Here is a 19,633-nt window from a genome sequence, read left to right as displayed (position 1 = left end):
CGCCAGCACACATTGCCGCGGGCCTTTTGTTTTTTCGCGCGTATCTTCCTTCAGGCAAGAAAATCGTTGCCTCCGACGAAAAACAACGTCAGAATCTGCTTTATCGGATTTCCTCGGAAGTCCGCCCGCAAAGCCCGCGAGCCCTGTGCCGCGGGCTTTTTCTTTTGCCGCTCCATGCCGGTCCGGCACGCATACGCCCCTTCCGCTGCGCAGCGCGGCACGCAGTGCCTTCCTCTTCTCTTTGCAGTTCACTACGGCGGTCCGACAGGTCGCCGCATCAGCCGCCCTCGGGCGGCTTTTTCTTTTGGAGTTCTACATGAGCGTTTTCCTTTCCAACGGCTCGACCATCGCGATCGCCGGCACCCTGGCTGCCGAGAAGACCGTCACCGCCATCTCGAATGCCAATCCTGGCGTGGCGTCTTCGACGGCGCACGGTTTCGTCAATGGCGACATCGTGCTGATGCGCTCGGGCTGGACGTCGCTGGATAGCCGCGTGGCACGCGTGGCCGCCCAGGCTTCCGGCACGTTCGACCTCGAAGGCATCGACACCACCAACCTGCGCCGCTACCCCGCCGGCGGCGGTGTGGGCGGCGCGCGTCTGGTGACGTCCGCCAGCTGGACCGATATCTCGCAGATCACCGAAAGCAGCGCCTCGGGCGGCGAGCAGCAATTCGCCACCTACTCGTTCCTGGCCGACACGGGCGACCAGCGCCAACTGCCCACCAAGCGCACGCCGCGCCAGATCACGCTGCAGGTCGCCGACGATCCCACGCAGCCGCACTACGCCATCCTGGACGCCGCCGACAGCGACCGCCAGGCCCGCGTGATCCGCCTGACGCTGGCCAACGGTTCGGTCATCTACTACGCCGCCTACGTGTCGTTCGACAAGGTGCCCACGCTGAACCAGGACGAGATCATGGTCCTGGCCGTGAACCTGTCGCTGGCCTCGGAGCCGACCCGCTATGCAGCCTAAGCCGGCGATGTTCAAGATCGTGGCGCAGCCCACGTTCACCGCCGTGGTCGACGTGCCGGTGCCTGGCGGCGGCGTGCAGCCGCTGGAACTGGTCTTCAAGCACAAGACGCGCGAGGCGGCGAAGGCCTACCTGGAGCGCGAGCCGCGGGAAGGCGATACCGACGGCTCGGTGCTCGACGAGATCGTGGCCGGCTGGCGCAACGTGGACGAGCCGTACACCACCGAGAACATGTCGGTGCTGTGCGGCAACTTCCCGGGTGCGCCGGAAGCGATCCTGCAGTCGTACCTGACCGAGCTGGGTGTGCTGCGCCGAAAAAACTAGGCGCCGTCGGCCGCGCGATGTACTGGCGTCGGCCCGACGCCCGGCAGCTTGCCGGATTCGGGCTGACGCCGGACGACGTGCGTCCGGCGGGTATCGAGGTGTGGGAAGAGCACGTGCCCGTCATCAACGTCTTCGACGCGATGGGCACGCAGTGGGTGGTGGGGATGAGCGGTCCCACGGGCTTGAATTATCAGGCCTTACCCATTCTTCTGCGCCTGTATGGCATCCCCCGCAAGGACCAGCGCCAGTTGTTCGAGGACCTGCAGGTCCTCGAACAGGCGGCGCTGAAGGAAATATACCGAGGTTGACATGGCAAACGAAGTAATCAAAGCCACCCTCCAGATCGAGGTCGACAGCGCGAAGGCGAAGACGGCACTGCAAGGCTTCAAGCGCGAGATGCAGTCGACCACGACCTCTCTCAATCAGGGCGGCCAGCAGGCCAGCAGAGCGTTCGGCAGCATCGGCCAGGCTGCCGTCGCGGCCAGCGCGAAGATCCAGGCCGCTGGCCAGCGCGCACTGGCGTTGCTGGACATGCAGTCGGAGCGCTTGTCCGCGACGTCTGCCGAATATGCCAGGCTGCGTGCGCTGCAGGCGGGCGGCCAGGGGACGGGTGGGCAGACGGTCTCCACCGTCGAAGTGCTGACGTCGTTCAGTCCTGGCGAGCGGGACGGCTCGGCGGCCGTCCCGGCGGCCGCTGCGCCTGGTCCGGCGCAGGCCGGCGGTTCCATCCCCCGACTGCTGGAACAAGGCAGCCAGCTGAATGACGTCATGGAGGGCAGCAAGACTATATTCAATGCGGCGGGCCTGATCGTCCCGCGCCTGACGCTGGCGGGCACCGCGTTGACGGCCGCTGCGGCCACGCTGGGGGCGGCGGTCTATTCAGGCTCGGAAGAGATCAGCCGCTATAACGAAGCGCTGTCGCTGACCGGTGGCTTCGCGGGATATTCCGCGCAGGAGCTCGACGACATGGCGCGCCGCATCGCCGGATCGTCGGGAACGGTGTCGAGCGCATCGGAGGCGTTGGCGCGGATCGCGGCCACCGGACGTATCTCGGGATCCGCGATCGAGCAGATCGGCCTGGCGGCCGTCTCGATGCGCGACACGACGGGCCAGAGCATCGACGAAACGGTCAGGCAGTACGCCCTGCTGGCCGATGCGCCGTCCAAGACGCTGGCCGCGTTGAACCGGCAGCAGCACTTCCTGACCGAAGAGCAGTACGACCAAGTGGTGGCGCTGGAAAAGCAGGGCTTGATGCACGAGGCCGCGACGAAAGCCCAGTTGATCTACGCGAACGTGCAGGTCGAGCAGGTGGAGCGTGTCAAGAGGGGGCTGGGCACCTTGCAGAAGGTGTGGATGTCGGTGAAGAGCGCGGCCTCGCAGGCGTGGAGTGCCATGGCGAACCTGGGCCGCGAGGACGACACCGGGACGCTTCAGCAACAGGCCGAAACGCTGCGGCAGTCGATCGCCAGCATCGAGGCCAGCAAGGAGCAGGCCAGACAGGCCTTGGCCAAGGGCGGCGCCGAAGCCTTGAAGGCGCAGGTGTGGCTCGGGTCCGGCCCTGCGTCGGCGGACGGCATGAGCAGCCAGCTCCGGCGGCAGTTGGCGGGCATCGAGTCGCAATTGGCGACGCGGTCGGCCGCGGCGAACGAGGCACGCGCTGCCGCGCAGGTGCAGGCTGACGCGGATGCGCGCATCGATAAGAAAGACGCTTCGATGACGTCAGGCAAGCCAGCCGTCAGGGTGATCGTGCGGACAGGGAATGCAGTGACACCTGCTCAGGCACAACCCACTGAACCGCCCAAGACCAAGGATCTCGTCGCGGAGTGGCTCCAGAACGCCGACCGCCTCCTGGACGGCATCAAGACGTCGCAGGCGTCGCGCAACGACCAGGCGCGGCAGGCCCTGACGGCGATGGGCATGAGCGACCGGGACGCGCAGCGCGCGGGAGCCAGCGCGTCGTTGGCCAAGGAGTTCCAGCAGTACGTGGATCAGTTGACCAAGAGCCGTCCCGCTGAACTCTCCGACCCTGACTTCAACCAGAAAATCGGTGCGGTCCAGGGCGGCATGCAGACGGCGCTGGCCGCGCAGCAATCGCAGTTCGAACGCGAGGACAGCGCGCAGGGCAGCTGGTACCTGGGCGCCCAGAAGGCGCTGGGCAACTTCGTCGTGGCGTCGGAAGACGGCTTCGGCATGATCAGGAACGCGACCTCGGGCTGGCTGACCAGCTTCGACGAAAAGCTGACGCAGACCGTGCTGACCGGCAAGACCAAGTTCTCGGACCTGGTCAACAGCATCCTGGCGGACATGGCGAGGATCGCCGTGCGGCAGAGCATTACCGGACCGTTGATGGGATTGGTGAGTACAGGTCTTGGAATGCTGTTCGGTGCTACCTCGACGCCAGGGATATCTGCCGCTGCCGGCGCTATGCAGGGCGGCCAACTGTTCTCCAGCCTGGATGGCATGACCACGCTGGGTAGCGGGTCCACGTTGGTTCTCGGTGGACGCGCCAATGGCGGTCCCACTGTGGCCGGAGGTTTGTACGAAGTCAACGAACGCGGCCCTGAACTCTATACGGCAAGTGGCCGCACCTGGTTGATGGCTGGCGGCAGCGATGGTTATGTCACGCCGATCACCGCTGGAGGCGCCGCGACCGCCGGCGGCAGCGTGGTCAACGTCGGCGTCACCATCAATGGCGGCGGCGACGTGCAGTCCAAGGCGCCCGGCGGCTACGAGCAATTCGCGCAGGAGATCGGAATCATGATCGATCAACGCTTCCAGCAACTCCAGGGGCGGTCGTACAAGCAGGGCGGCATGGCCTGGCAGCAGCGCAACGGAAGGGTGTGAGATGGCAATAGAAGAAACTTTCACTTGGCCGTCGGCCAACGATCCACAGGGCACCGTGACGTTCCGCCGCCTGGTCGCACAGTTTGGCGATGGCTACCGCCAGGCGGCCGCCGACGGGATCAACAACAAGGTGCAGTCCTGGCCGCTGCAGTTCATCGGCACGGACACCTATCTGGCGCCCATTCTGGCGTTCTTCGACCGGCACGCGGGCTACCGGTCCTTCCGGTGGACGCCGCCGCTGGGTGAAGAGGGCTGGTACGAAGTCACGTCGTACAGCCCCACGCCCATCGGAGGCCCGGTCTACACCATTTCGGCCACATTTCAACAGGTATTCAAGCCATGACCAAGCAGGTAATCAACACCGGCACGTCGCCGAACGATGGGACCGGCGATCCCGCGAGGACTGCGTTCGCCAAGGCGAACAGCAATTTCGACGAGCTGTACACGGCTATAGGAAATGGGGTGGTTCCGCTGACCCAGAAAGGAGCTGCGAACGGCGTGGCGGCGCTGAGCGGCCGCAGCGAATTGTCAAACCGGCTGCTGGCCGCCGGTCTGGCCTCTGGCCCTGCTGTGATGAGCACGGATGGCAGTTCGGGCAGCCAGTTCCGTGTCACGTACAGCCACGCGGCGGTTGTACGCGCGAATGACGGATCGGCCAACCCCGCCTTTCTGACCTATTACCCAACTGCGGTTGCCAATGCGAACGGTATGTACGCGTTGGAATTCATAGGCTACGCCCATTCCGGCGTTGCGTCGCTGATCCGGTTTGGTTTGAGCTTTTTCTATCAATCATCGAGTAGCACGTTTTCCAACGTGAACTTGACGCACTTCGGCGTTCGCAGGCCGACCGTGCGCCTGGGCGTGAACGCGGATGGCCGTCCGGTAGTCATCGTAGCTACTGACTCGGTGGGGTGGACTCACGCGGTGTTGGACAGCGCCCTGATGTCGCATAGCAACGCGACGGATGACTACATTCGCAGTTGGACCGGCGGGTCGGCGACAGATTTGACGGCGTTTACGAACGTTGTTGTGGCCCCTGACTTGGGCCCTCTCAGCCGTTCTGGCGACACGATGACGGGGCCGCTGCAAGTGCCGATCGGTAGTGCGTCGGCAGCCAGTGTAGCTATAGGTGCCTCCAACACGGGCCTGTATAGCGGAGGCGCATCTACCGATCTCACGGTCGCGGTGAATGGCAGTTCCCGCGTGCGATTTATGCAAGCCGAAATGCGAACTGTCGGGCCTGTGGCGTTCGCAAGCAGCATTGCCGCAACGTCCGACGTTCTCCTGACCCGTTCCGGTACGGGCGTGTTTGCAGTCACCGCCCTGAATGGCACGACCTTCAGCGGCCCGGTCACGGTGGGGCAGGGCACCGGGTCTGTCTTGACGTTTCGCCCTGGGAGCATTTTCCAGATCCAGTCGTCTCGGACGGCGACCGCTGGACGCATCGACATAGACGACATCCCGGTCGATGCAACAGACTCGTCCACCATCAATTTCAACCGTTCTGTGACTACGAGCGGTTCAGTGACCATCAATTTTTGCAACGGAGACGGCTCACTAAACGCAACCCACGCATTCCGGAGCGGGGGAACCAACGGACCAGCGTCGTCATGGGCTGATCTGGCGCGAGGCGGTGGCCGGGTGGGCATCGGAGGCGTAAACACCGCAGGTCGGACGCTGCGCGTCTACGGCGACACGCAGATCGACGGTCGCACGTTTCTCGGTTCCTACACCCAGGCCACGCTACCCACTGCGTCTTCCAGTACCGGCTGCATCGCCTGGTGCAGCAACGCCGCTGGCGGGGCGGCGGAGGTGCAATGTGATGGTACCGAGTGGATTTCGCTGAAAACTGGGCTGCCTGTTGGGTTGCAGGCGTACGTGAGCGGGGCCATTGGAGACGGCACGTATGGCACCTGGACTGCTCGCAGATACGCTGACGGCAGCATGGAATGCACTATGCGATTCATCATAGTAAGCGGCGGATTTGCGGCAGGGGCTCAAGTTTCTCTGGCCGCTACCCCGACCAATTGGCCTGTCACGTTTACTTCGGTGGATCGCTTACACACGAACTACGTCGGAGATTGGTCGCCGTATATGTACTCATCTTGCTCTGCAATTGGGGCGACGCTCACGACTTCTACAGGAGGGGTCTATATCAAGAATCTCGGGAATGGCAATACCGGATCGTTTGAAGGTGCTGTATATCTCACCGCCAAGGGCCGCTGGAAAGCTTAAATACTGGAGTAATAATGCAACTCAACGAAATCATGCTGCGCTTCGGCGCGTTCGGTCTGATCGGTGCCCACTACAAGGAAATGGCCATCGTCACCGACCCATTCACGAACCAACAGACCGAACAGATCGGTCAACCGCAACCCATTTTCGACAACGCGACCTTGGCCCAGTACATGGGCCAGGCGCTGACGCAGGCCGTCGAGCACAACACGTCCCTGCAGGCGGATCTCGGCGCGAAATCCGCGGATGTCGAGCGGCTGACGGGCGAGCTGCAGTCGTCGCAGTCCGATGCCGCGGCGTTGCGCGAGACAGTGGCGCAGTTGCAGCAGCAACTGGAAGCCTTGTCCGCGCAGGCGGCGCCACCGGCCAGCGAGCCGGAACAGTCCATCGAACAGCAGCCCGCCTGAGCGGGCTTTTTTACGACCATGCCAATCACATCTGATGTGCAAAAGCTGGAGCCGGGCGCCTTCGTCCGGCTGTTCGAACTGGACGCTACCGGCATCGGCGGCGATGTGCTGCGCTTCCATGCTCACACACAAGCTGGACCGATCTGGTGGCAGGGCCAGCAGTACGATCCGTGGGCGATCGAGGCCCGCGATTTCCAGCGCACCGGAGAGGCGCAGCAGCCATCGCCATCGCTGTCCGTGGGCAATATCGGCCAGGATACCCAGGGCAATCCATTGCCCGGCGTGATCTCGGCGCTGTGCCTGGCGCTGGATGATCTGGTGGGCGCGGTGCTGACGGTGCGCGAGACCCTGGGCCAGTACCTGGACGCAAGGAATTTCCCGGATGGAAATCCAGGCGCCGACCCGGTGCAGGAGTTGCCCACCGAAGTCTGGATCGTCGAGCAGAAGACATCCGAGACCGCCGAGGTGGTCGAGTTCGAGCTGGCCAACAGCCTGAGCTTCGACGGCCGCCAGTTGCCCGGCCGGCAAATCACCGCCGGCGCGTGCACCTGGCTCTGGATCGGAGGGTATCGTGGTCCGTACTGCCAGTACACCGGCAGCAAATATTTCGACGCCCTGGACAACCCGGTAAGCGATCCGGCGCTGGACAAGTGCGGCGGGCGGGTCGCCAGTTGCAAGGCTCGATTCGGCGAGTACGAACTGATCAACTTCGGCGGCTTCCCCGCAGCCGATCGTCTGAGGTAGACCATGCGCAAGAATATCCTGGCGGCGATCCGTGCGCACGCGGTCGCCGAATACCCGCGCGAGGCATGCGGGCTCATCGTCTCCGACAGTGCCCGGCGGGGGCCGGGCGGCGCGGCCGAGCGGTATGTGCCGTGCCGCAATGTAGCCGTCGACGGCGGCCAGTTCATGATCGCTGCCGACGAGTACGCCGCGGCGGAAGATGCCGGCCAGGTGCTGGCGGTGGTGCACAGCCACCCCGACGCCGATCCGACTCCCAGCGAGGCCGACCGCGTGGCGTGCGAGGCATCGGGCCTGCCCTGGTACATCGCAGAGGTGCGCCAGGCAGACGATGGTGTTGTGACTGCCGGGCAGGTCTATTCCTGGGCGCCCGAAGGCTACCAGGCACCGCTGCTGGGACGCGAGTTCCACCACGGCATCCTGGACTGCTACAGCATCATCCGGGATTGGTACGAGCGGGAGCGCGGCATCGAATTGCCAGATTTTGATCGGGCGGACGGCTGGTGGGAGGGTGAGGCCGAACTGTATCTGGAGCATTTCGGCCAGGCGGGCTTCCGGCGCCTGGATGGCGACGAGGCGCTGGTGCCGGGTGATGTGATCCTGATGCAGGTTCTCAGCCAGCGGACGAACCACGCCGGCGTCTATCTGGGCGCGCAGCCTCTGGCCGAGCGCCCGGACCTACATCCTCTGCCCGACGCCATGTTGCACCACCTCTACAACCGCCCAGCGGAACGCGTCGTGTACGGAGGCTACTGGCGCGACGTGACTCGGGCGCGGCTGCGGTATATTGGCCCGGCTTAGTTTCGAGGGAGCGGACATGAAACGCGTTATGACGGCGGTGCTGCCGGGGCTTCTGAGCGGCTGTATGGCAATGTCGCCCGCAGAGATCAGAGCGGTGCGGCCGGAGGTCTACCAGTCATCTGCGGGAGTCGACGAAATCATGCGTTGCCTTCGCGTTGATGACGATGCCAAGTATCTGGAGGTCACTCCATATCCGGAGTCGGGCCGATTGGAATTCGAGTTCAGGACGTTCCAGGGCTTTAGCCCCGTGGTGCTTTACCTGGCATCGGCGGAGCGGCTTGGCACGGGCAGCCGAATTGAGGGTCGATTCTCCGGGAAAAGTTCGATGTCGATCACGGAGACCGAGTTCAGGGGCTTGATGAAGCGCTGCGCTCCGCCAGCCTGAGCCATTGTCAGCCATACCGCCCGCCTTTGCGCGGGCTTTTTCTTTTGGGGCAGCTATGAAAGAGGGGCTGAGAACCGTGCGGTTGTACGGGCACCTTGGTGCACAGTTCGGGCGAACGCACAGACTTGTTGTCGGTAGCGCGTCAGAGGCAGCGATGGCGTTGTGCGCAACCCTACCGGGCTTCGAGCGGGCGCTTCTAGGCGACGATGGGAACGCCCGCTATGTCTGTTTGTTGGGTAAGCGGACGCTAGGGGAGGATCAACTCGGTTTACCCGCGGGGAATGAGGAGATTAGGATCGCCCCAGTGATCCGGGGTTCCAAGCGTGGCGGGCTACTCCAGACGATCCTGGGCGCCGCTTTGATCGCCTTGGCGATATGGAACCCTATGGGGTGGGTGGCGCTGGGGGCGCAGGGAGCAATGGGCACGACGATGATGTTCGGGATGGGCTTTTCATTGGCTATGGGGGGGATAACGCAGATGCTTACCCCCCAACAGCGTGGTTTATCCACGCGTGACAGCCCCGACAACGGTGCCAGCTACAACTTCAACGGCCCGGTCAACACTACCGCCCAAGGCAATCCCGTCCCCGTGTTGTACGGCGAGATGTTCGTGGGCAGCGCGGTCGTCTCGGCGGGTATCTATGCGCAGGACCAGGCATGACCGAACTGTACGAACAGATCGAGGCGCTTCGGCCGCCTTTTGCATTTCCGGGCCTCTGAGATGGAACCATGCGTAAGGCAACTTTGGCGGCGACCCTTGAACACGCGATCGCCGAGTCCCCGCGCAAAGGGAGACGGCGATGTCGTCGCGATGGGGCGGGCGTGACGCGCGCTCGGCTACGATATGTTGGTTGCGATTACTTGCTCAAGAGATCAGGATGAGACGCTTTTTTTCGATTGCGCTGGCGTTCGTGCTGGCGGGATGCGCAGCTCCAGGACGAGATGGACTCATGAAGCAGGGAGAGGCATGGGAACAGCCGATGCGCGGTGATGTCAGTAGCGTCAGTGATTGTCTATTCGACTATTTCGATCAAGAGAAATGGACGTTATCCGATGCCCGATCGCCGGTGACATCCGTAGTTCCTCGAGAAGGCGGACGCGAACTGATCAGCGTTGAGTCGTCGGTGTGGGCATGGTCCATTCTCTTGCTGCAGCGCGACGGGCATGTTCTGGCAAAACCAGTGGCTCGGACCGCTGGCGTAAATCCGATGCTCGCCAAATCTTACTATTCCGAAAAGGTGCGGAGCGCTCTCGCGGCTTGTGGCGCGTATTGAGATTTTCAGCTTCAAAGCGTTGATCCAATGCCAGCATTCGCACGAGACTAAATACCAGCCCGCCAAGTCCGGCGGGTTTTTCTTGGATAATCGCAATGTCTCAACCTTTAGTTACCGTCCGACTCTATGGTCGGCTCGGCGCGCAGTTCGGGCGCGTTCATCGCTTTGCTGTCATGAGCGCGTCGGAGGCGGTCCAGGCCCTATGTGCCACCGTGCGCGGTTTCGAACGCGAATTTCTCGCGGACGGCATCCGATATGCTTGTTTCCTGGGCAGGCGTAATCTCAGCGAAGAAGACCTCATGCGATATGCAGGAGCAGAGGATATTCGCATTGCTCCCGTGTTGCAGGGACGCAAGAGAAGTGGTCTCTTTCAGACGATCCTTGGAGCCGCATTCATTGCCGCATCCTTTATTCCAGGGTTGAACGTGGCTGTTTGGGCTGGCGCGTCAGTGACCTACGGCAGCCTTCTTGGAGTTGGCATGGCTCTCGCATTGGGAGGCATTACCCAGATGCTCGCTCCCCAGCAACGCGGCTTATCCACGCGTGACAGCCCCGACAACGGTGCCAGCTACAACTTCAACGGCCCGGTCAACACTACCGCCCAAGGCAATCCCGTTCCCGTGCTGTACGGCGAGATGTTCGTGGGCAGCGCGGTCGTCTCGGCGGGTATCTATGCGGAGGATCAGGCATGACCGAACTGCACGAACACATCGAGGCGCCTTCGGGCGCCTTTTGCATTTCTGGGCCCTTGAAAGCGATTCCCCGCCAAGGGGGCGGGTTGACGATCGTGGGGGCCAAGGGCGGGAAAGGGGGAGGATCGGTCCGCCAGCCCGTGGAAACCCCGGACAGCCTGCACAGCACGTCGTTCGCCAAGGTCCTGGACTTGATCAGCGAAGGACCGATCCATGGACCCGTGCATGGTCAGGACGGGCTGTTGCGCGACATCTATCTGGATGGCACGCCCATGCAGAACGCCGATGGCACATGCAATTTCCCGAGCGCGCAGGCCGATTGGCGGCCTGGCACCCAGGACCAGGAGCATGTCGGTGGTTTTCCCGAGTCGGAATCGACCACGGGCGTCAACGTCGAGCTGACCGGCGCTCAGCCGTGGCTCCGCCAGATCACCAATCGGGAACTATCGGCGGTACGAGTAACGCTGGAAACGCGCGGCCTGTCGAAAGCCAACACTTCGAACGGCGATATCAATGGATATCGGGTCGAGTACATGATCGATGTCCAGACGGATGGAGGCGCCTGGCAGGAGGTGTTGCGCAGCGCGTTCGACGGCAAGACCACCTCCACGTATGCGCGAACGCACCGGATCGATCTTCCGAGGGCATCATCCGGTTGGTTCCTGCGCGTCACTCGCCTGACGCCGAATGCCAACAGCGGCACGATCGCGGACACCACGTATGTGCAGGCGTTCACCGAGGTCGTCGACGCCAGGCTGCGCATGCCCATGTCGGCTCTGATGGGAGTACAGGTCGATGCCGCCGCGTTCCAGAGCATTCCGCAGCGCGCCTATCACCTGCGTGGCCGTATCCTCGCCGTGCCCGGCAACTACGACCCGTCCACGCGGACCTACAGCGGCGTCTGGGACGGCGCGTTCAAGCAGGCTTGGACCGATAACCCGGCCTGGGTCTTCTACGACCTGGTCAGCAATCCGCGATATGGTCTGGGCGCATTCATTCCAGCGGGCAAGCTGTCGATGCTGAAGTGGGCGTTGTACCCCATCGCGCAGTACTGCGACGAGCGCGTGCCGGATGGCTTCGGCAACCAGGAGCCGCGTTTCGCCTGCAACGCGTATCTGCAGCAACAGGGCGATGCGTACCGGGTGTTGGCTGACCTGGCCAGCGTGTTCCGGGGCATGGTGTACGAGCAGGGCGGCGCGGTCATGGCCAGCGCGGACATCCCCGGTGAACCGGCCTACACCTATTCGGCGGCGAACGTCGTGGACGGTCGGTTCAGCTACAGCGGCACGCCTCGGCGTACGCGCTACACCGTTGCTCAGGTCAGCTGGAACGACATGGCGGACATGGGCCGCGCCAAGATGGAGGCCGTCGAAGACACGGCGGGCCAGGCGCGATATGGTCTCAACATCACGCAGGTGACGGCGTTCGGCTGCGCTTCGCGCGGGCAGGCTGTACGCGCTGCCAAGTGGGCGCTGCTGACGTCTCAGCGCGAGACGCAAGGGGTGACGTTCCGCGTCGGCCTGGATCACGCCGTCGTCGCGCCCGGCAAGATTATCCGTATCGTGGATCCGAACCGTGCGGGCCGGCGCATCGGTGGCCGTATCAACAGCGCTACCCGGTCCGGGGTCACGACCGACTTCTCGGTCATGGTCCGCCCCGGAGATCGCCTGGTGGTCAACCTGCCCAGTGGGGTGTCCGAGTCGCGCATCATCGGCGGCGTCGTGGGCGAGGGATTGAGCGCCGATGGCACCACGTGGCGGGCCGACAGTTCGGAGCTGACGGCCGATCTGGTCGGCTTGCCCGGCGCGACGCTCGACATCACGGTGACGCCGCCTTTCAGCGAATTGCCCGAACCCGATGCGGTGTGGACGGTGGAGTCGGGGCAACTGACCTCTCAGCTCTACCGCATTCTCACGATCTCGCGCAAGGACGGGGCGATGGAGGCCGAGATCTCGGCGGTGGCCCATGAGCCCGGCAAGTTCGCCAATGTCGACTACGGCACCAAGATCGATACCCGGCCCATCAGTGTCGTCCCTCCGTCCGTGCAGCCGGCGCCGACCGAGGTGACCTTGTCGTCGTACTCCGTGGTCGAGCAGGGCATGGCCCAGCACAACGCCGTCCTCCAGTGGCCTCAGGTGTCGGGAGCGGTGGTGTACCAGGTGCAATGGCGCCGCGACAACTCCGACTGGATCGAGGGCGGGCGGACGAGTTCGTCGCGCCTGGAGCTGCAGAACATCCGTGCGGGATCCTACATTGCACGGGTTCGCGCGCTCAATGCGGCGAACATTCCCTCCGCCTGGACCGTGTCGATGGAGACGCAACTGACGGGCACCATCGCGCCGCCGCCCAGCGTCACCTCGCTGACCGCCAAGTCATTGGTGTTCGGCATCCAGCTGGATTGGGGCTTTCCGACCGGTCCTTCGATCATCGAGCGCAGCCAGGTCTGGTACTCGCAGAACGATGACCGCGAGCAGGCCACGCTGCTTGGCGAATTCGCCTATCCGCAATCCACGCATACGCTCTTCGGGTTGGCGGCCGGGGCCAGGTTGTACTTCTGGGTGCGCCTGATCGACAAGCAGGGCGAGATCGGGCCGTGGTATCCGGAGCGTTCCGGCACGCTGGGCATGGCCAGCGCGGATGCCGACGAGATCCTCGAGTATCTGAAGGGCGAGATCACGGAGACCGAGCTGGCGCAGGATCTGCTGACCCGTATCGACAACACGTCGCCGGCGCAGATCCAGATCAACCAGATCGCGACGGAAATGGCCGCCTTGTACACGCTCAGGACTCAGCTGTCGGTGAACGGCGACCGATATCTGGCGGGCATCGCCGTCGGGGTCGAGAAGGACGAGAACAAGATCATCTCGCAGATACTGCTGGCCGCCGAACGCGTGGCGATTCTGGACGAGTCCAGCGGGTCCGTGATGACGCCTTTCGTCGTGCAGAACGGCCAGGTGTTCATGAACCAGGCGCTGATCGGAACGGGCTGGATCAAGAACGCGCATATCGACAATGCTGCGATCACGAACGCGAAGATTGCCGATGCCGCGATCACCAGTGCCAAGATCCAGGATGCCTCGATCACCAGCGCCAAGATCCAGAATGCGTCGATCACGAGTGCCAAGATCGGAACGGCGTCGATCGACACGCTGCATTTGGCGGACGGGGCGGTGACCACGGGCAACGCGACCGGCTTCTCCCTCAACTACTGGGGGCAGGGGTCAGGTACGTCGTCGGCCAGCCTGACGTTCCCCATCAAGAACTCGAATTCCAATGCGGTGTGTGTATTCAGTGCGACGCTGCCGCCTGCCCAGTGGAATCAGCAGGGTGGGGGTGATGGGGGATACACACTGGTCTACGTCCCGGGTGGAACCTACCGGTTGCTGCTCGATGGCAATGCATTGACGGATTGGATAGATGGTTCGAGCTTCACGTCCCAAAGCTTGGCGCTGACGGGTCTTTCAGCGGGAACGCACACCTTCACGGTTGAAGGCAACCGCGACAGACCGAATGCCTGGGGCGGTCGATTGGCCGTCCTGTCGTTCGCAAGGTGATACGAGGCTTCCTCGATTCCCGTGCCTTGCCGGCACGCTGGTCCTGCCGTGCCTTAACAGGGCGGCAGGCTCCATTCCTGCATTTCCTGGAGAAATCAATGCGCCCCATCGTCATCACCGCCGGCCACAGCAACGCCGACCCCGGCGCAGTCGCCAACGACACCACCGAAGCCATCATCGTCACCGAGTTCCGCAATCTCGTCGCTGCCCAATTGCGCGAACTCGGCGCCAACCCCATCACCGACGGCTCCGGTCCCCACAATCTGCCGCTGGCCGACGCCATTCGCCTCATCCAACCCGGCAGTCTGGCCGTCGAATTCCACTGCAACGCCGGCCCGCGCACCGCCACCGGCGTCGAGACCCTCAGCCGCCCCGACGAACAGGCTTTCGGCGGCCGCCTGTGCGAGGCCATCTCCGCCGTTCTCGGCATCCCCAGCCGTGGCGCCAAGGGCGAAAGCGCGGGCCAGCATGTCCGCCTGGGTTTCGTCCGCGCGGGCGGCGTGATCTGTGAACTGTTCTTTCTCACCAACCCAACCGATCTCTTGCTTTACCAAGCCAATAAAGAAGCCCTGGCCATCGCCGTCGCCGACGTCCTGATCGCCGAGGCGCAATGAAGGGGAATCCGCTATGGCGTTACTCGAGTCCATGGCAATGATGTTGCCGCTGGCGGCCGGAGATCCCGGCGCGGCCGCGGTCTCCGCCGAGGCGCTCAGCGTCGGCCAGATCGTCGCGTACATCGTGACGATCCTGGTCGGCGGCGGCGCCGCGTGGAAGGTGCTGCCCATCCTGCTGGCGCGCCTGTCCGTGTCGCTGGCAGGCGCGAAGTCCGAACGGGACAGCATCGAACGCCTGGAGCAGCAGCTGCAGGTCGAGCGGCAGAACGCCCGCCAGGCGCGCGAAGATGCCAACGCGGCCTACAAGGAGCGCAACGACATCCTGCGCGAGATGGGCGACGTGAAGGCGCAGTTGGCCGGTCTGACCGAACGCGCCACGGCGCAGGCCCAGACCATCGAGCGGCAGAACCATCTGATTTCCGAGCTGACCGCGCAGATCCAGAACTTGAACGAGGCCGTCCATGGCAAGAATGCTTGAGGGGTTCGCGGGGGGCCATCCGCGATTGACGCACGGGCTGCTGGCGCTGTATGCCCTGGCCTTGGTGTTGGCGATCTTCGTGGGTGGCTACGCCACGGGCTCGCTGGTGGCGTGGAGCGACGCGGGCCACGCGATGGCCCAGCAACGCGAGGACTATCGCCGTTCGTTGGCGGCGTTGACCGACAAGACCATCGGCGCCGCGCGGCAGGCGGCGGATGCCGCCGGGGACGTCCAGGCGGCGGGCCGTATCGAGGACGTGGCGGAAAATGTGCTGGAAGCGGCGTCGGCCGTGAAGGTGGGCAAAGTGTTGAAATCGCCGCCCGCCGCGCCCACGCCTGGGCGGCAACCGGCCACCTCCGCGTGGGGGGATACGCCATGATCGCCGACGCTTTGGCCCTGCTGTCGGGATGGCGCGGTTACGCCGCGGCGGCGCTTGCGGGCGGCGTGGCCATGGCGGGCGTGCAGCAACTGCGCGTCGACGCCGTGCAGGCACGCCTGGCCGCCGCCGAACTGCGTGTCAGCATGGCGGATACCGTGAACCGGCAATGCGCGGCCGACGTGAGTGACGCCCGTGCCGCCGTCTCCCGGCTGCGGGCGGAGGCGGATGCGCGAGAGGCGCTTGCCAAGGCGGCCGTTGTGGCGGCCGAAACAGCCGCGGCGCGGCATGAAAGCGCCGCCGGCTATTGGCGCCGCCGGGTCGCGCAACGCCCCGACCAATGCGCGGCCGCCGAGGATGCGCTGGACGAGTACTTGAAGGGGGCGCCATGAAGGCCCTGGCCGCGATGTCATTCCTGAGCTTGAGCCTGGCCGGCTGCGGCGCGACGCCCATGATGCGGTCCGAACGCGTCGAGGTGCCGGTAGCCGTGCCTTGCCGTGTCCAGCGGATGGCAGCCCCCGCATGGGCGACTTCGGAGCTGCCCGAGGACGCGTCCTTCTACCAGAAGGTGACGGCGCTGCTGGCGGAACTGGAGCAACGCAAGGCCTACGAGCGCCGCATCGAGGCCGCGCTGGCGGCCTGCGGCTGATCTGGCCTGGCGGGGTGGCCCGGCATGCATGCGCTGGCACGGCACGCGCCGGTTGCATGCGTGCGATGGGACCCCCTGTTGCCGTCGCGCCGGTCAGCCCGCGTAATCCCGCGCCAACCGCACCACCGTCACGCCCGGCTTCAACTGTCGCAGCGACGGCATGACCAGCGTGCAGCGGTCATAGGGCGTGACGATGGGGGCATCATCCGCCCAACCCAGCACCGATCCCGCCTTCTCCAACGTTTCCAATCCCTGCCAGTCCTGCGCGAAGCGCACGTTCATCGACGGCGCGACCACGGGCTCCGTCACTTCCAGCACGCGTTGCGCCGCCGGCGTGGGTTGCAGCCAGGCCGTGGGCAGGTCCGAGGCATCCACGCCGCCGGCTTCCGTCAGGAAGCGCGCACACATATCCAGCGCCACCATGTGGGACGCCGGATCGCCATGAAAGCCGCACTCGATCAGCAGCGCGCAGGCATCGTCGTCGGCCGCGCCGAAGCGTCCGTAGTCGCGCATGCGCACGCCATCCTTGTGTCCCGCATCCACCACCACGTGCACCGGAGCGCCCAGCCGGCGCGCCAGGGCCACGTTGCGCGGCAGCGTGCCCGTCAGCAGCAGCGGCGCGCCCGGTTCGTGCATCGAGTGCAGGTCCAGCAGACTGTCGGCGCGGGCGACCCAGGGCGCCAGTTCGGCGGCGCGGCGGCGTTCCTGCGTGGTGGGCCGTGCCAGACGGTCATCGCTCCATACGCGGTTCATGTCTTCATCGACGAAGCGCGAGGCATCGTGGCGCGCCGGGTCGAAGCGGTCGAAGGCCGCCAGGTTGCCGAAGGCCAGCGTCAGGCTGCCCCGGCGCGGCCGCACGCCGGCGGCCAGCAGGTCCTTCAGCGCCCAGGCGCCGCAGAGTTCGTTGCCATGCACCAGCGCCGTGATCATGACGCGCTTGCCCGGCAGGCCGGAGTCGAAGTGCCACACGCCGGCGGTGCCGGTATTGCCAAGCCGTTCGGCGCGCAGGTCGGGAATGGAAAGCAGGAAGGACATCGATTGAAAAAGCCGGCGATGCGCCGGCTCTCCTGTGCAGGGGCGGCCGGAAGGGCCGCGTTATTGGGCTTCGATCTTGGCGGCCTTGACCAGCGTGCCGTACTTGGCCGTCTCGACGGCCTGGAACTTCACGGGGTCCAGCCCGGGCGCGGACAGTTCGCCGCCGGCGTCCTGCATCTTCTTGCGGAAGGCATCGGACTTCAGCACTTGCGCCGTCGCGGCACGGAGCTTGTCGGCGACGGGCTGCGGCAGCTTCGCCGGACCGTACAGGGCGAACCAGACGTTGATGTCGACGCTCTCGAAGCCCGGCGTTTCCGCCAGGGCGGGAATGTCGGGGGCGACCGGGGAACGCTTCTTCTCCGTCACACCCAGCGCCACGATCTTGTCGGCGCGCACCTGGGGCAGTCCCGAGGACAGCACGAGCATGCCGAACGTGAGCTGGCCGCTCATCAGGTCGGTGACCAGCGGCGAGACGCCGCGATAGGGCACGTGTTCGGCATGGGTGCCGGTGGCCTCGTTGACCATTTCACCGGCCAGGTGCAGCGAGGTGCCCACGCCCGACGAGCCGAAGTTGTAGGTGCCCGGCGCCTGTTCGCGCAGCTTGGCCAGGTATTGTGCGGCGGTGGTGATGCCCGAGGCCTTGGAGGCGGCCAACAGCAAGGGTTGCGACGCGATCACGCCCAGCGCGGTGAAGTCTCGGGCGCCGTCGTACTTGACTGCCGGATTGATCAGGCCCGCGATGGCCATTTCGTTGGCCGAGCCCAGCAGCAGCGTGTAGCCGTCGGGCTGGGCGCGCGCCACGCGTTGCGCGCCGATGGTGCCGCCCGCGCCGCCGAAGTTCTCGATGACGACGCTCTGGCCCAATTGCTTCGCCAGTTCTTCACCGAACAGGCGCGCGGTCAGGTCGACGCTGCCGCCCGCGGGATAGCCCACGACCAGCGAGATGGGATGGTCGGGGTAATCGGCGGCCTGGGCGGCGAGAGGGGCGAGCGAGGCGGCGGTACAAGCGACGGCCAGCATGGCGCGCGCCAGATGCGAGATCTGCATGAGGGTTTCCCTTTGATGGTGCGAGCGGCGCGGGGCGTTTCGCATCTGTTATGAGGTGTTCGTGCGGAAATTGTGCGCGGTGGTGGTCGCACCCAACATGCGCATTCGGCACGAACCAGTGCTGTTTCGGCACCTGGGTAATTCTGTCGAATCGCCTCGGCGTATGACGTGCCTCAGGCGCCTGGCTGGAATGAAAAGGGGAAGGCAGCCCGCGCCACCGCGCAAGCCTCGTTCTCTACTGCCCGCGCTGCGTGGCTTCCCACACGGCTTCCGCAAGATCGGATAGCTGCATGCGCGGCCGATACAGGCGCACCTCGAAGCTGATCTCTTCCGCGCGGCCGCCCAGCACGGCCAGCACGCCGCGGCGGCAATCGCCCGCCACCATCGACCAGGGCAGCCACGCCACGCCCAGCCCCTTCAAGGCCAGGCCATGCACGCCGTCAGGCGAGTCGCAGCAGACGAAGGGCGTCAGGGCATAGGGAAAAGTGTCCAGGCGGTCGCCCGCGATGCGCGCCATCGCCAGGCCGCCGGCATAGCTGATCAGCGGCGCCGGTGTGCCGCCTTCTTCGAGCGCATGGCGCGGGCGGCCCCGGCTGTCGGTCTGGCAGACGGGCACCAGCTTGTCGGTGGCCAGCGTCATGTAGCGGTAGCTGCCTGGCGTCAGTTCGACGGACAGCGCGGGATGCTCGTAGCCGCACAGCAGGTCGACCCGGCCGTGTTCGAGCAGGCGGGCCATGTCCTGCATGCGTCCCGTGGAGATGTCGACTTGCGTGTCCTTGCCCAGCACACGCGGGGTCTTGTGGCGTAGCCGGCCGATCCAGTCGGAGACCAGCGTGCGCGCCAGGCTGCGTCCCGTGGCGATGCGCACCACGGCGTTGCCCGCGGAACTGCCCGAGCGGATGCGGTGGCGCGCGTGGCCGACGCGTTCGACGACCTGGCTGGCGGTCTTCAGCAGTTCCTCGCCTTCGGGCGTCAGGGTCACCGGCGTGCGCTGACGGTCCACCAGCGGCACGCCGGCCCACTCCTCCAGCGCACGGATGCGCCGCCCGAACGCCGGATGCGTGACGTGCCGCAGTTCGGCGGCGCGCACGAAGCTGCCGGTCTGGGCCAGTGCGATGAGGTCTTCGAAGAGCTTCAGGTCGGCCATGGCGAAGGATGCGGGCAGGGCGCCACGGAATCCGGCGCCATCGCCACGCTTGTAGCATG

General features: G+C 65.0%; 22 protein-coding genes. 19 read left to right on the top strand and 3 right to left on the bottom strand.

Annotated elements, in window-relative coordinates; genetic code table 11:
- Positions 1 to 316 precede the first annotated feature (316 nt).
- From A6745_RS15295 to A6745_RS15210, 19 genes are all read left to right on the top strand, one after another.
- Positions 317 to 973, top strand: a complete 657-nt coding sequence (locus A6745_RS15295) for a phage tail protein (RefSeq protein WP_066128469.1) — start codon at positions 317 to 319, stop codon at positions 971 to 973.
- Positions 963 to 1,295, top strand: coding sequence for a phage tail assembly chaperone (locus A6745_RS15290; protein ID WP_082853073.1), 333 nt, complete (start codon positions 963 to 965; stop codon positions 1,293 to 1,295). Before A6745_RS15295 ends, A6745_RS15290 begins: the two co-directional genes overlap by 11 nt.
- Before the next feature lie 17 nt (positions 1,296 to 1,312).
- Positions 1,313 to 1,603 carry a DUF1799 domain-containing protein gene (locus A6745_RS15285; protein ID WP_066128463.1) on the top strand — a complete coding sequence of 97 codons (291 nt, stop codon included), beginning with the start codon at positions 1,313 to 1,315 and terminating at the stop codon, positions 1,601 to 1,603.
- 1 nt (position 1,604) lies between these two features.
- A complete protein-coding gene (locus A6745_RS15280; RefSeq protein ID WP_066128460.1) occupies positions 1,605 to 4,139 on the top strand; it encodes a phage tail length tape measure family protein in 2,535 nt (844 codons plus the stop codon).
- A 1-nt stretch (position 4,140) separates the two neighbouring features.
- Entirely contained in the window at positions 4,141 to 4,482 is a 342-nt protein-coding gene (locus A6745_RS15275; protein WP_066128458.1) for a phage tail protein, read from the top strand.
- Positions 4,479 to 6,374, top strand: coding sequence for a hypothetical protein (locus tag A6745_RS15270; RefSeq protein WP_066128455.1), 1,896 nt, complete (start codon positions 4,479 to 4,481; stop codon positions 6,372 to 6,374). The genes A6745_RS15275 and A6745_RS15270 overlap by 4 nt, the downstream gene beginning before the upstream one ends.
- Before the next feature lie 14 nt (positions 6,375 to 6,388).
- On the top strand, positions 6,389 to 6,781 hold the full coding sequence (locus A6745_RS15265; RefSeq protein WP_066128452.1) for a hypothetical protein: 393 nt from the start codon (positions 6,389 to 6,391) through the stop codon (positions 6,779 to 6,781).
- An 18-nt stretch (positions 6,782 to 6,799) separates the two neighbouring features.
- Positions 6,800 to 7,525 (top strand): phage minor tail protein L, encoded by a 726-nt coding sequence (locus A6745_RS15260; RefSeq protein WP_066128451.1) that lies wholly within the window; start codon positions 6,800 to 6,802, stop codon positions 7,523 to 7,525.
- Positions 7,526 to 7,528: 3 nt separating this feature from the next.
- On the top strand, positions 7,529 to 8,323 hold the full coding sequence (locus tag A6745_RS15255) for a C40 family peptidase (protein WP_066128449.1): 795 nt from the start codon (positions 7,529 to 7,531) through the stop codon (positions 8,321 to 8,323).
- A 16-nt stretch (positions 8,324 to 8,339) separates the two neighbouring features.
- Positions 8,340 to 8,708 (top strand): hypothetical protein, encoded by a 369-nt coding sequence (locus A6745_RS15250; protein WP_156513386.1) that lies wholly within the window; start codon positions 8,340 to 8,342, stop codon positions 8,706 to 8,708.
- A 55-nt stretch (positions 8,709 to 8,763) separates the two neighbouring features.
- On the top strand, positions 8,764 to 9,369 hold the full coding sequence (locus tag A6745_RS15245; RefSeq protein ID WP_066128443.1) for a tail assembly protein: 606 nt from the start codon (positions 8,764 to 8,766) through the stop codon (positions 9,367 to 9,369).
- A gap of 289 nt (positions 9,370 to 9,658) precedes the next feature.
- The gene (locus A6745_RS28710) at positions 9,659 to 9,982 is read left to right on the top strand and encodes a hypothetical protein (protein ID WP_156513385.1); all 324 of its coding nucleotides are present in this window, start codon (positions 9,659 to 9,661) and stop codon (positions 9,980 to 9,982) included.
- A 95-nt stretch (positions 9,983 to 10,077) separates the two neighbouring features.
- On the top strand, positions 10,078 to 10,674 hold the full coding sequence (locus A6745_RS15240; protein ID WP_066128441.1) for a tail assembly protein: 597 nt from the start codon (positions 10,078 to 10,080) through the stop codon (positions 10,672 to 10,674).
- On the top strand, positions 10,671 to 14,228 hold the full coding sequence (locus tag A6745_RS15235; RefSeq protein WP_066128439.1) for a host specificity protein J: 3,558 nt from the start codon (positions 10,671 to 10,673) through the stop codon (positions 14,226 to 14,228). The genes A6745_RS15240 and A6745_RS15235 overlap by 4 nt, the downstream gene beginning before the upstream one ends.
- Positions 14,229 to 14,326: 98 nt before the next feature.
- Entirely contained in the window at positions 14,327 to 14,842 is a 516-nt protein-coding gene (locus tag A6745_RS15230; protein ID WP_066128436.1) for an N-acetylmuramoyl-L-alanine amidase, read from the top strand.
- A 37-nt stretch (positions 14,843 to 14,879) separates the two neighbouring features.
- Positions 14,880 to 15,320 carry a hypothetical protein gene (locus tag A6745_RS15225; RefSeq protein ID WP_066128433.1) on the top strand — a complete coding sequence of 147 codons (441 nt, stop codon included), beginning with the start codon at positions 14,880 to 14,882 and terminating at the stop codon, positions 15,318 to 15,320.
- Entirely contained in the window at positions 15,304 to 15,699 is a 396-nt protein-coding gene (locus tag A6745_RS15220; protein WP_156513384.1) for a hypothetical protein, read from the top strand. Before A6745_RS15225 ends, A6745_RS15220 begins: the two co-directional genes overlap by 17 nt.
- A complete protein-coding gene (locus tag A6745_RS15215; RefSeq protein ID WP_066128427.1) occupies positions 15,696 to 16,088 on the top strand; it encodes a hypothetical protein in 393 nt (130 codons plus the stop codon). Before A6745_RS15220 ends, A6745_RS15215 begins: the two co-directional genes overlap by 4 nt.
- 14 nt (positions 16,089 to 16,102) lie before the next feature.
- Positions 16,103 to 16,345 carry a hypothetical protein gene (locus A6745_RS15210; RefSeq protein ID WP_066128939.1) on the top strand — a complete coding sequence of 81 codons (243 nt, stop codon included), beginning with the start codon at positions 16,103 to 16,105 and terminating at the stop codon, positions 16,343 to 16,345.
- A gap of 93 nt (positions 16,346 to 16,438) precedes the next feature.
- On the opposite strand, the gene A6745_RS15205 is transcribed toward A6745_RS15210, so the two are convergent.
- From A6745_RS15205 to A6745_RS15195, 3 genes are all read right to left on the bottom strand, one after another.
- Complete coding sequence (locus tag A6745_RS15205; RefSeq protein WP_066128424.1) at positions 16,439 to 17,380, bottom strand: M14 family metallopeptidase; 942 nt, start codon at positions 17,378 to 17,380, stop codon at positions 16,439 to 16,441.
- A 60-nt stretch (positions 17,381 to 17,440) separates the two neighbouring features.
- On the bottom strand, positions 17,441 to 18,427 hold the full coding sequence (locus tag A6745_RS15200; protein WP_066128422.1) for a Bug family tripartite tricarboxylate transporter substrate binding protein: 987 nt from the start codon (positions 18,425 to 18,427) through the stop codon (positions 17,441 to 17,443).
- Between the two features lie 235 nt (positions 18,428 to 18,662).
- Entirely contained in the window at positions 18,663 to 19,574 is a 912-nt protein-coding gene (locus A6745_RS15195) for a LysR family transcriptional regulator (protein ID WP_066128419.1), read from the bottom strand.
- Between the last annotated feature and the right edge of the window lie 59 nt (positions 19,575 to 19,633).

Origin of the sequence: Bordetella ansorpii, from assembly GCF_900078705.1 — a bacterium.
In the GTDB taxonomy this organism is placed as follows: Bacteria; Pseudomonadota; Gammaproteobacteria; order Burkholderiales; family Burkholderiaceae_B; genus Bordetella; species Bordetella ansorpii_A.
This window is presented reverse-complemented; position numbering and strand designations above follow the sequence as displayed.

Excerpts from the sequence above, each read along its gene's own strand:
- A6745_RS15295 (WP_066128469.1), top strand. The coding sequence starts at position 317 with ATGAGCGTTTTCCTTTCCAACGGCTCGACCATCGCGATCGCCGGCACC.
- A6745_RS15290 (WP_082853073.1), top strand. The coding sequence starts at position 963 with ATGCAGCCTAAGCCGGCGATGTTCAAGATCGTGGCGCAGCCCACGTTC.
- A6745_RS15285 (WP_066128463.1), top strand. The coding sequence starts at position 1,313 with ATGTACTGGCGTCGGCCCGACGCCCGGCAGCTTGCCGGATTCGGGCTG.
- A6745_RS15280 (WP_066128460.1), top strand. The coding sequence starts at position 1,605 with ATGGCAAACGAAGTAATCAAAGCCACCCTCCAGATCGAGGTCGACAGC.
- A6745_RS15275 (WP_066128458.1), top strand. The coding sequence starts at position 4,141 with ATGGCAATAGAAGAAACTTTCACTTGGCCGTCGGCCAACGATCCACAG.
- A6745_RS15270 (WP_066128455.1), top strand. The coding sequence starts at position 4,479 with ATGACCAAGCAGGTAATCAACACCGGCACGTCGCCGAACGATGGGACC.
- A6745_RS15265 (WP_066128452.1), top strand. The coding sequence starts at position 6,389 with ATGCAACTCAACGAAATCATGCTGCGCTTCGGCGCGTTCGGTCTGATC.
- A6745_RS15260 (WP_066128451.1), top strand. The coding sequence starts at position 6,800 with ATGCCAATCACATCTGATGTGCAAAAGCTGGAGCCGGGCGCCTTCGTC.
- A6745_RS15255 (WP_066128449.1), top strand. The coding sequence starts at position 7,529 with ATGCGCAAGAATATCCTGGCGGCGATCCGTGCGCACGCGGTCGCCGAA.
- A6745_RS15250 (WP_156513386.1), top strand. The coding sequence starts at position 8,340 with ATGAAACGCGTTATGACGGCGGTGCTGCCGGGGCTTCTGAGCGGCTGT.
- A6745_RS15245 (WP_066128443.1), top strand. The coding sequence starts at position 8,764 with ATGAAAGAGGGGCTGAGAACCGTGCGGTTGTACGGGCACCTTGGTGCA.
- A6745_RS28710 (WP_156513385.1), top strand. The coding sequence starts at position 9,659 with ATGAAGCAGGGAGAGGCATGGGAACAGCCGATGCGCGGTGATGTCAGT.
- A6745_RS15240 (WP_066128441.1), top strand. The coding sequence starts at position 10,078 with ATGTCTCAACCTTTAGTTACCGTCCGACTCTATGGTCGGCTCGGCGCG.
- A6745_RS15235 (WP_066128439.1), top strand. The coding sequence starts at position 10,671 with ATGACCGAACTGCACGAACACATCGAGGCGCCTTCGGGCGCCTTTTGC.
- A6745_RS15230 (WP_066128436.1), top strand. The coding sequence starts at position 14,327 with ATGCGCCCCATCGTCATCACCGCCGGCCACAGCAACGCCGACCCCGGC.
- A6745_RS15225 (WP_066128433.1), top strand. The coding sequence starts at position 14,880 with ATGATGTTGCCGCTGGCGGCCGGAGATCCCGGCGCGGCCGCGGTCTCC.
- A6745_RS15220 (WP_156513384.1), top strand. The coding sequence starts at position 15,304 with ATGGCAAGAATGCTTGAGGGGTTCGCGGGGGGCCATCCGCGATTGACG.
- A6745_RS15215 (WP_066128427.1), top strand. The coding sequence starts at position 15,696 with ATGATCGCCGACGCTTTGGCCCTGCTGTCGGGATGGCGCGGTTACGCC.
- A6745_RS15210 (WP_066128939.1), top strand. The coding sequence starts at position 16,103 with ATGTCATTCCTGAGCTTGAGCCTGGCCGGCTGCGGCGCGACGCCCATG.
- A6745_RS15205 (WP_066128424.1), bottom strand. The coding sequence starts at position 17,380 with ATGTCCTTCCTGCTTTCCATTCCCGACCTGCGCGCCGAACGGCTTGGC.
- A6745_RS15200 (WP_066128422.1), bottom strand. The coding sequence starts at position 18,427 with ATGCAGATCTCGCATCTGGCGCGCGCCATGCTGGCCGTCGCTTGTACC.
- A6745_RS15195 (WP_066128419.1), bottom strand. The coding sequence starts at position 19,574 with ATGGCCGACCTGAAGCTCTTCGAAGACCTCATCGCACTGGCCCAGACC.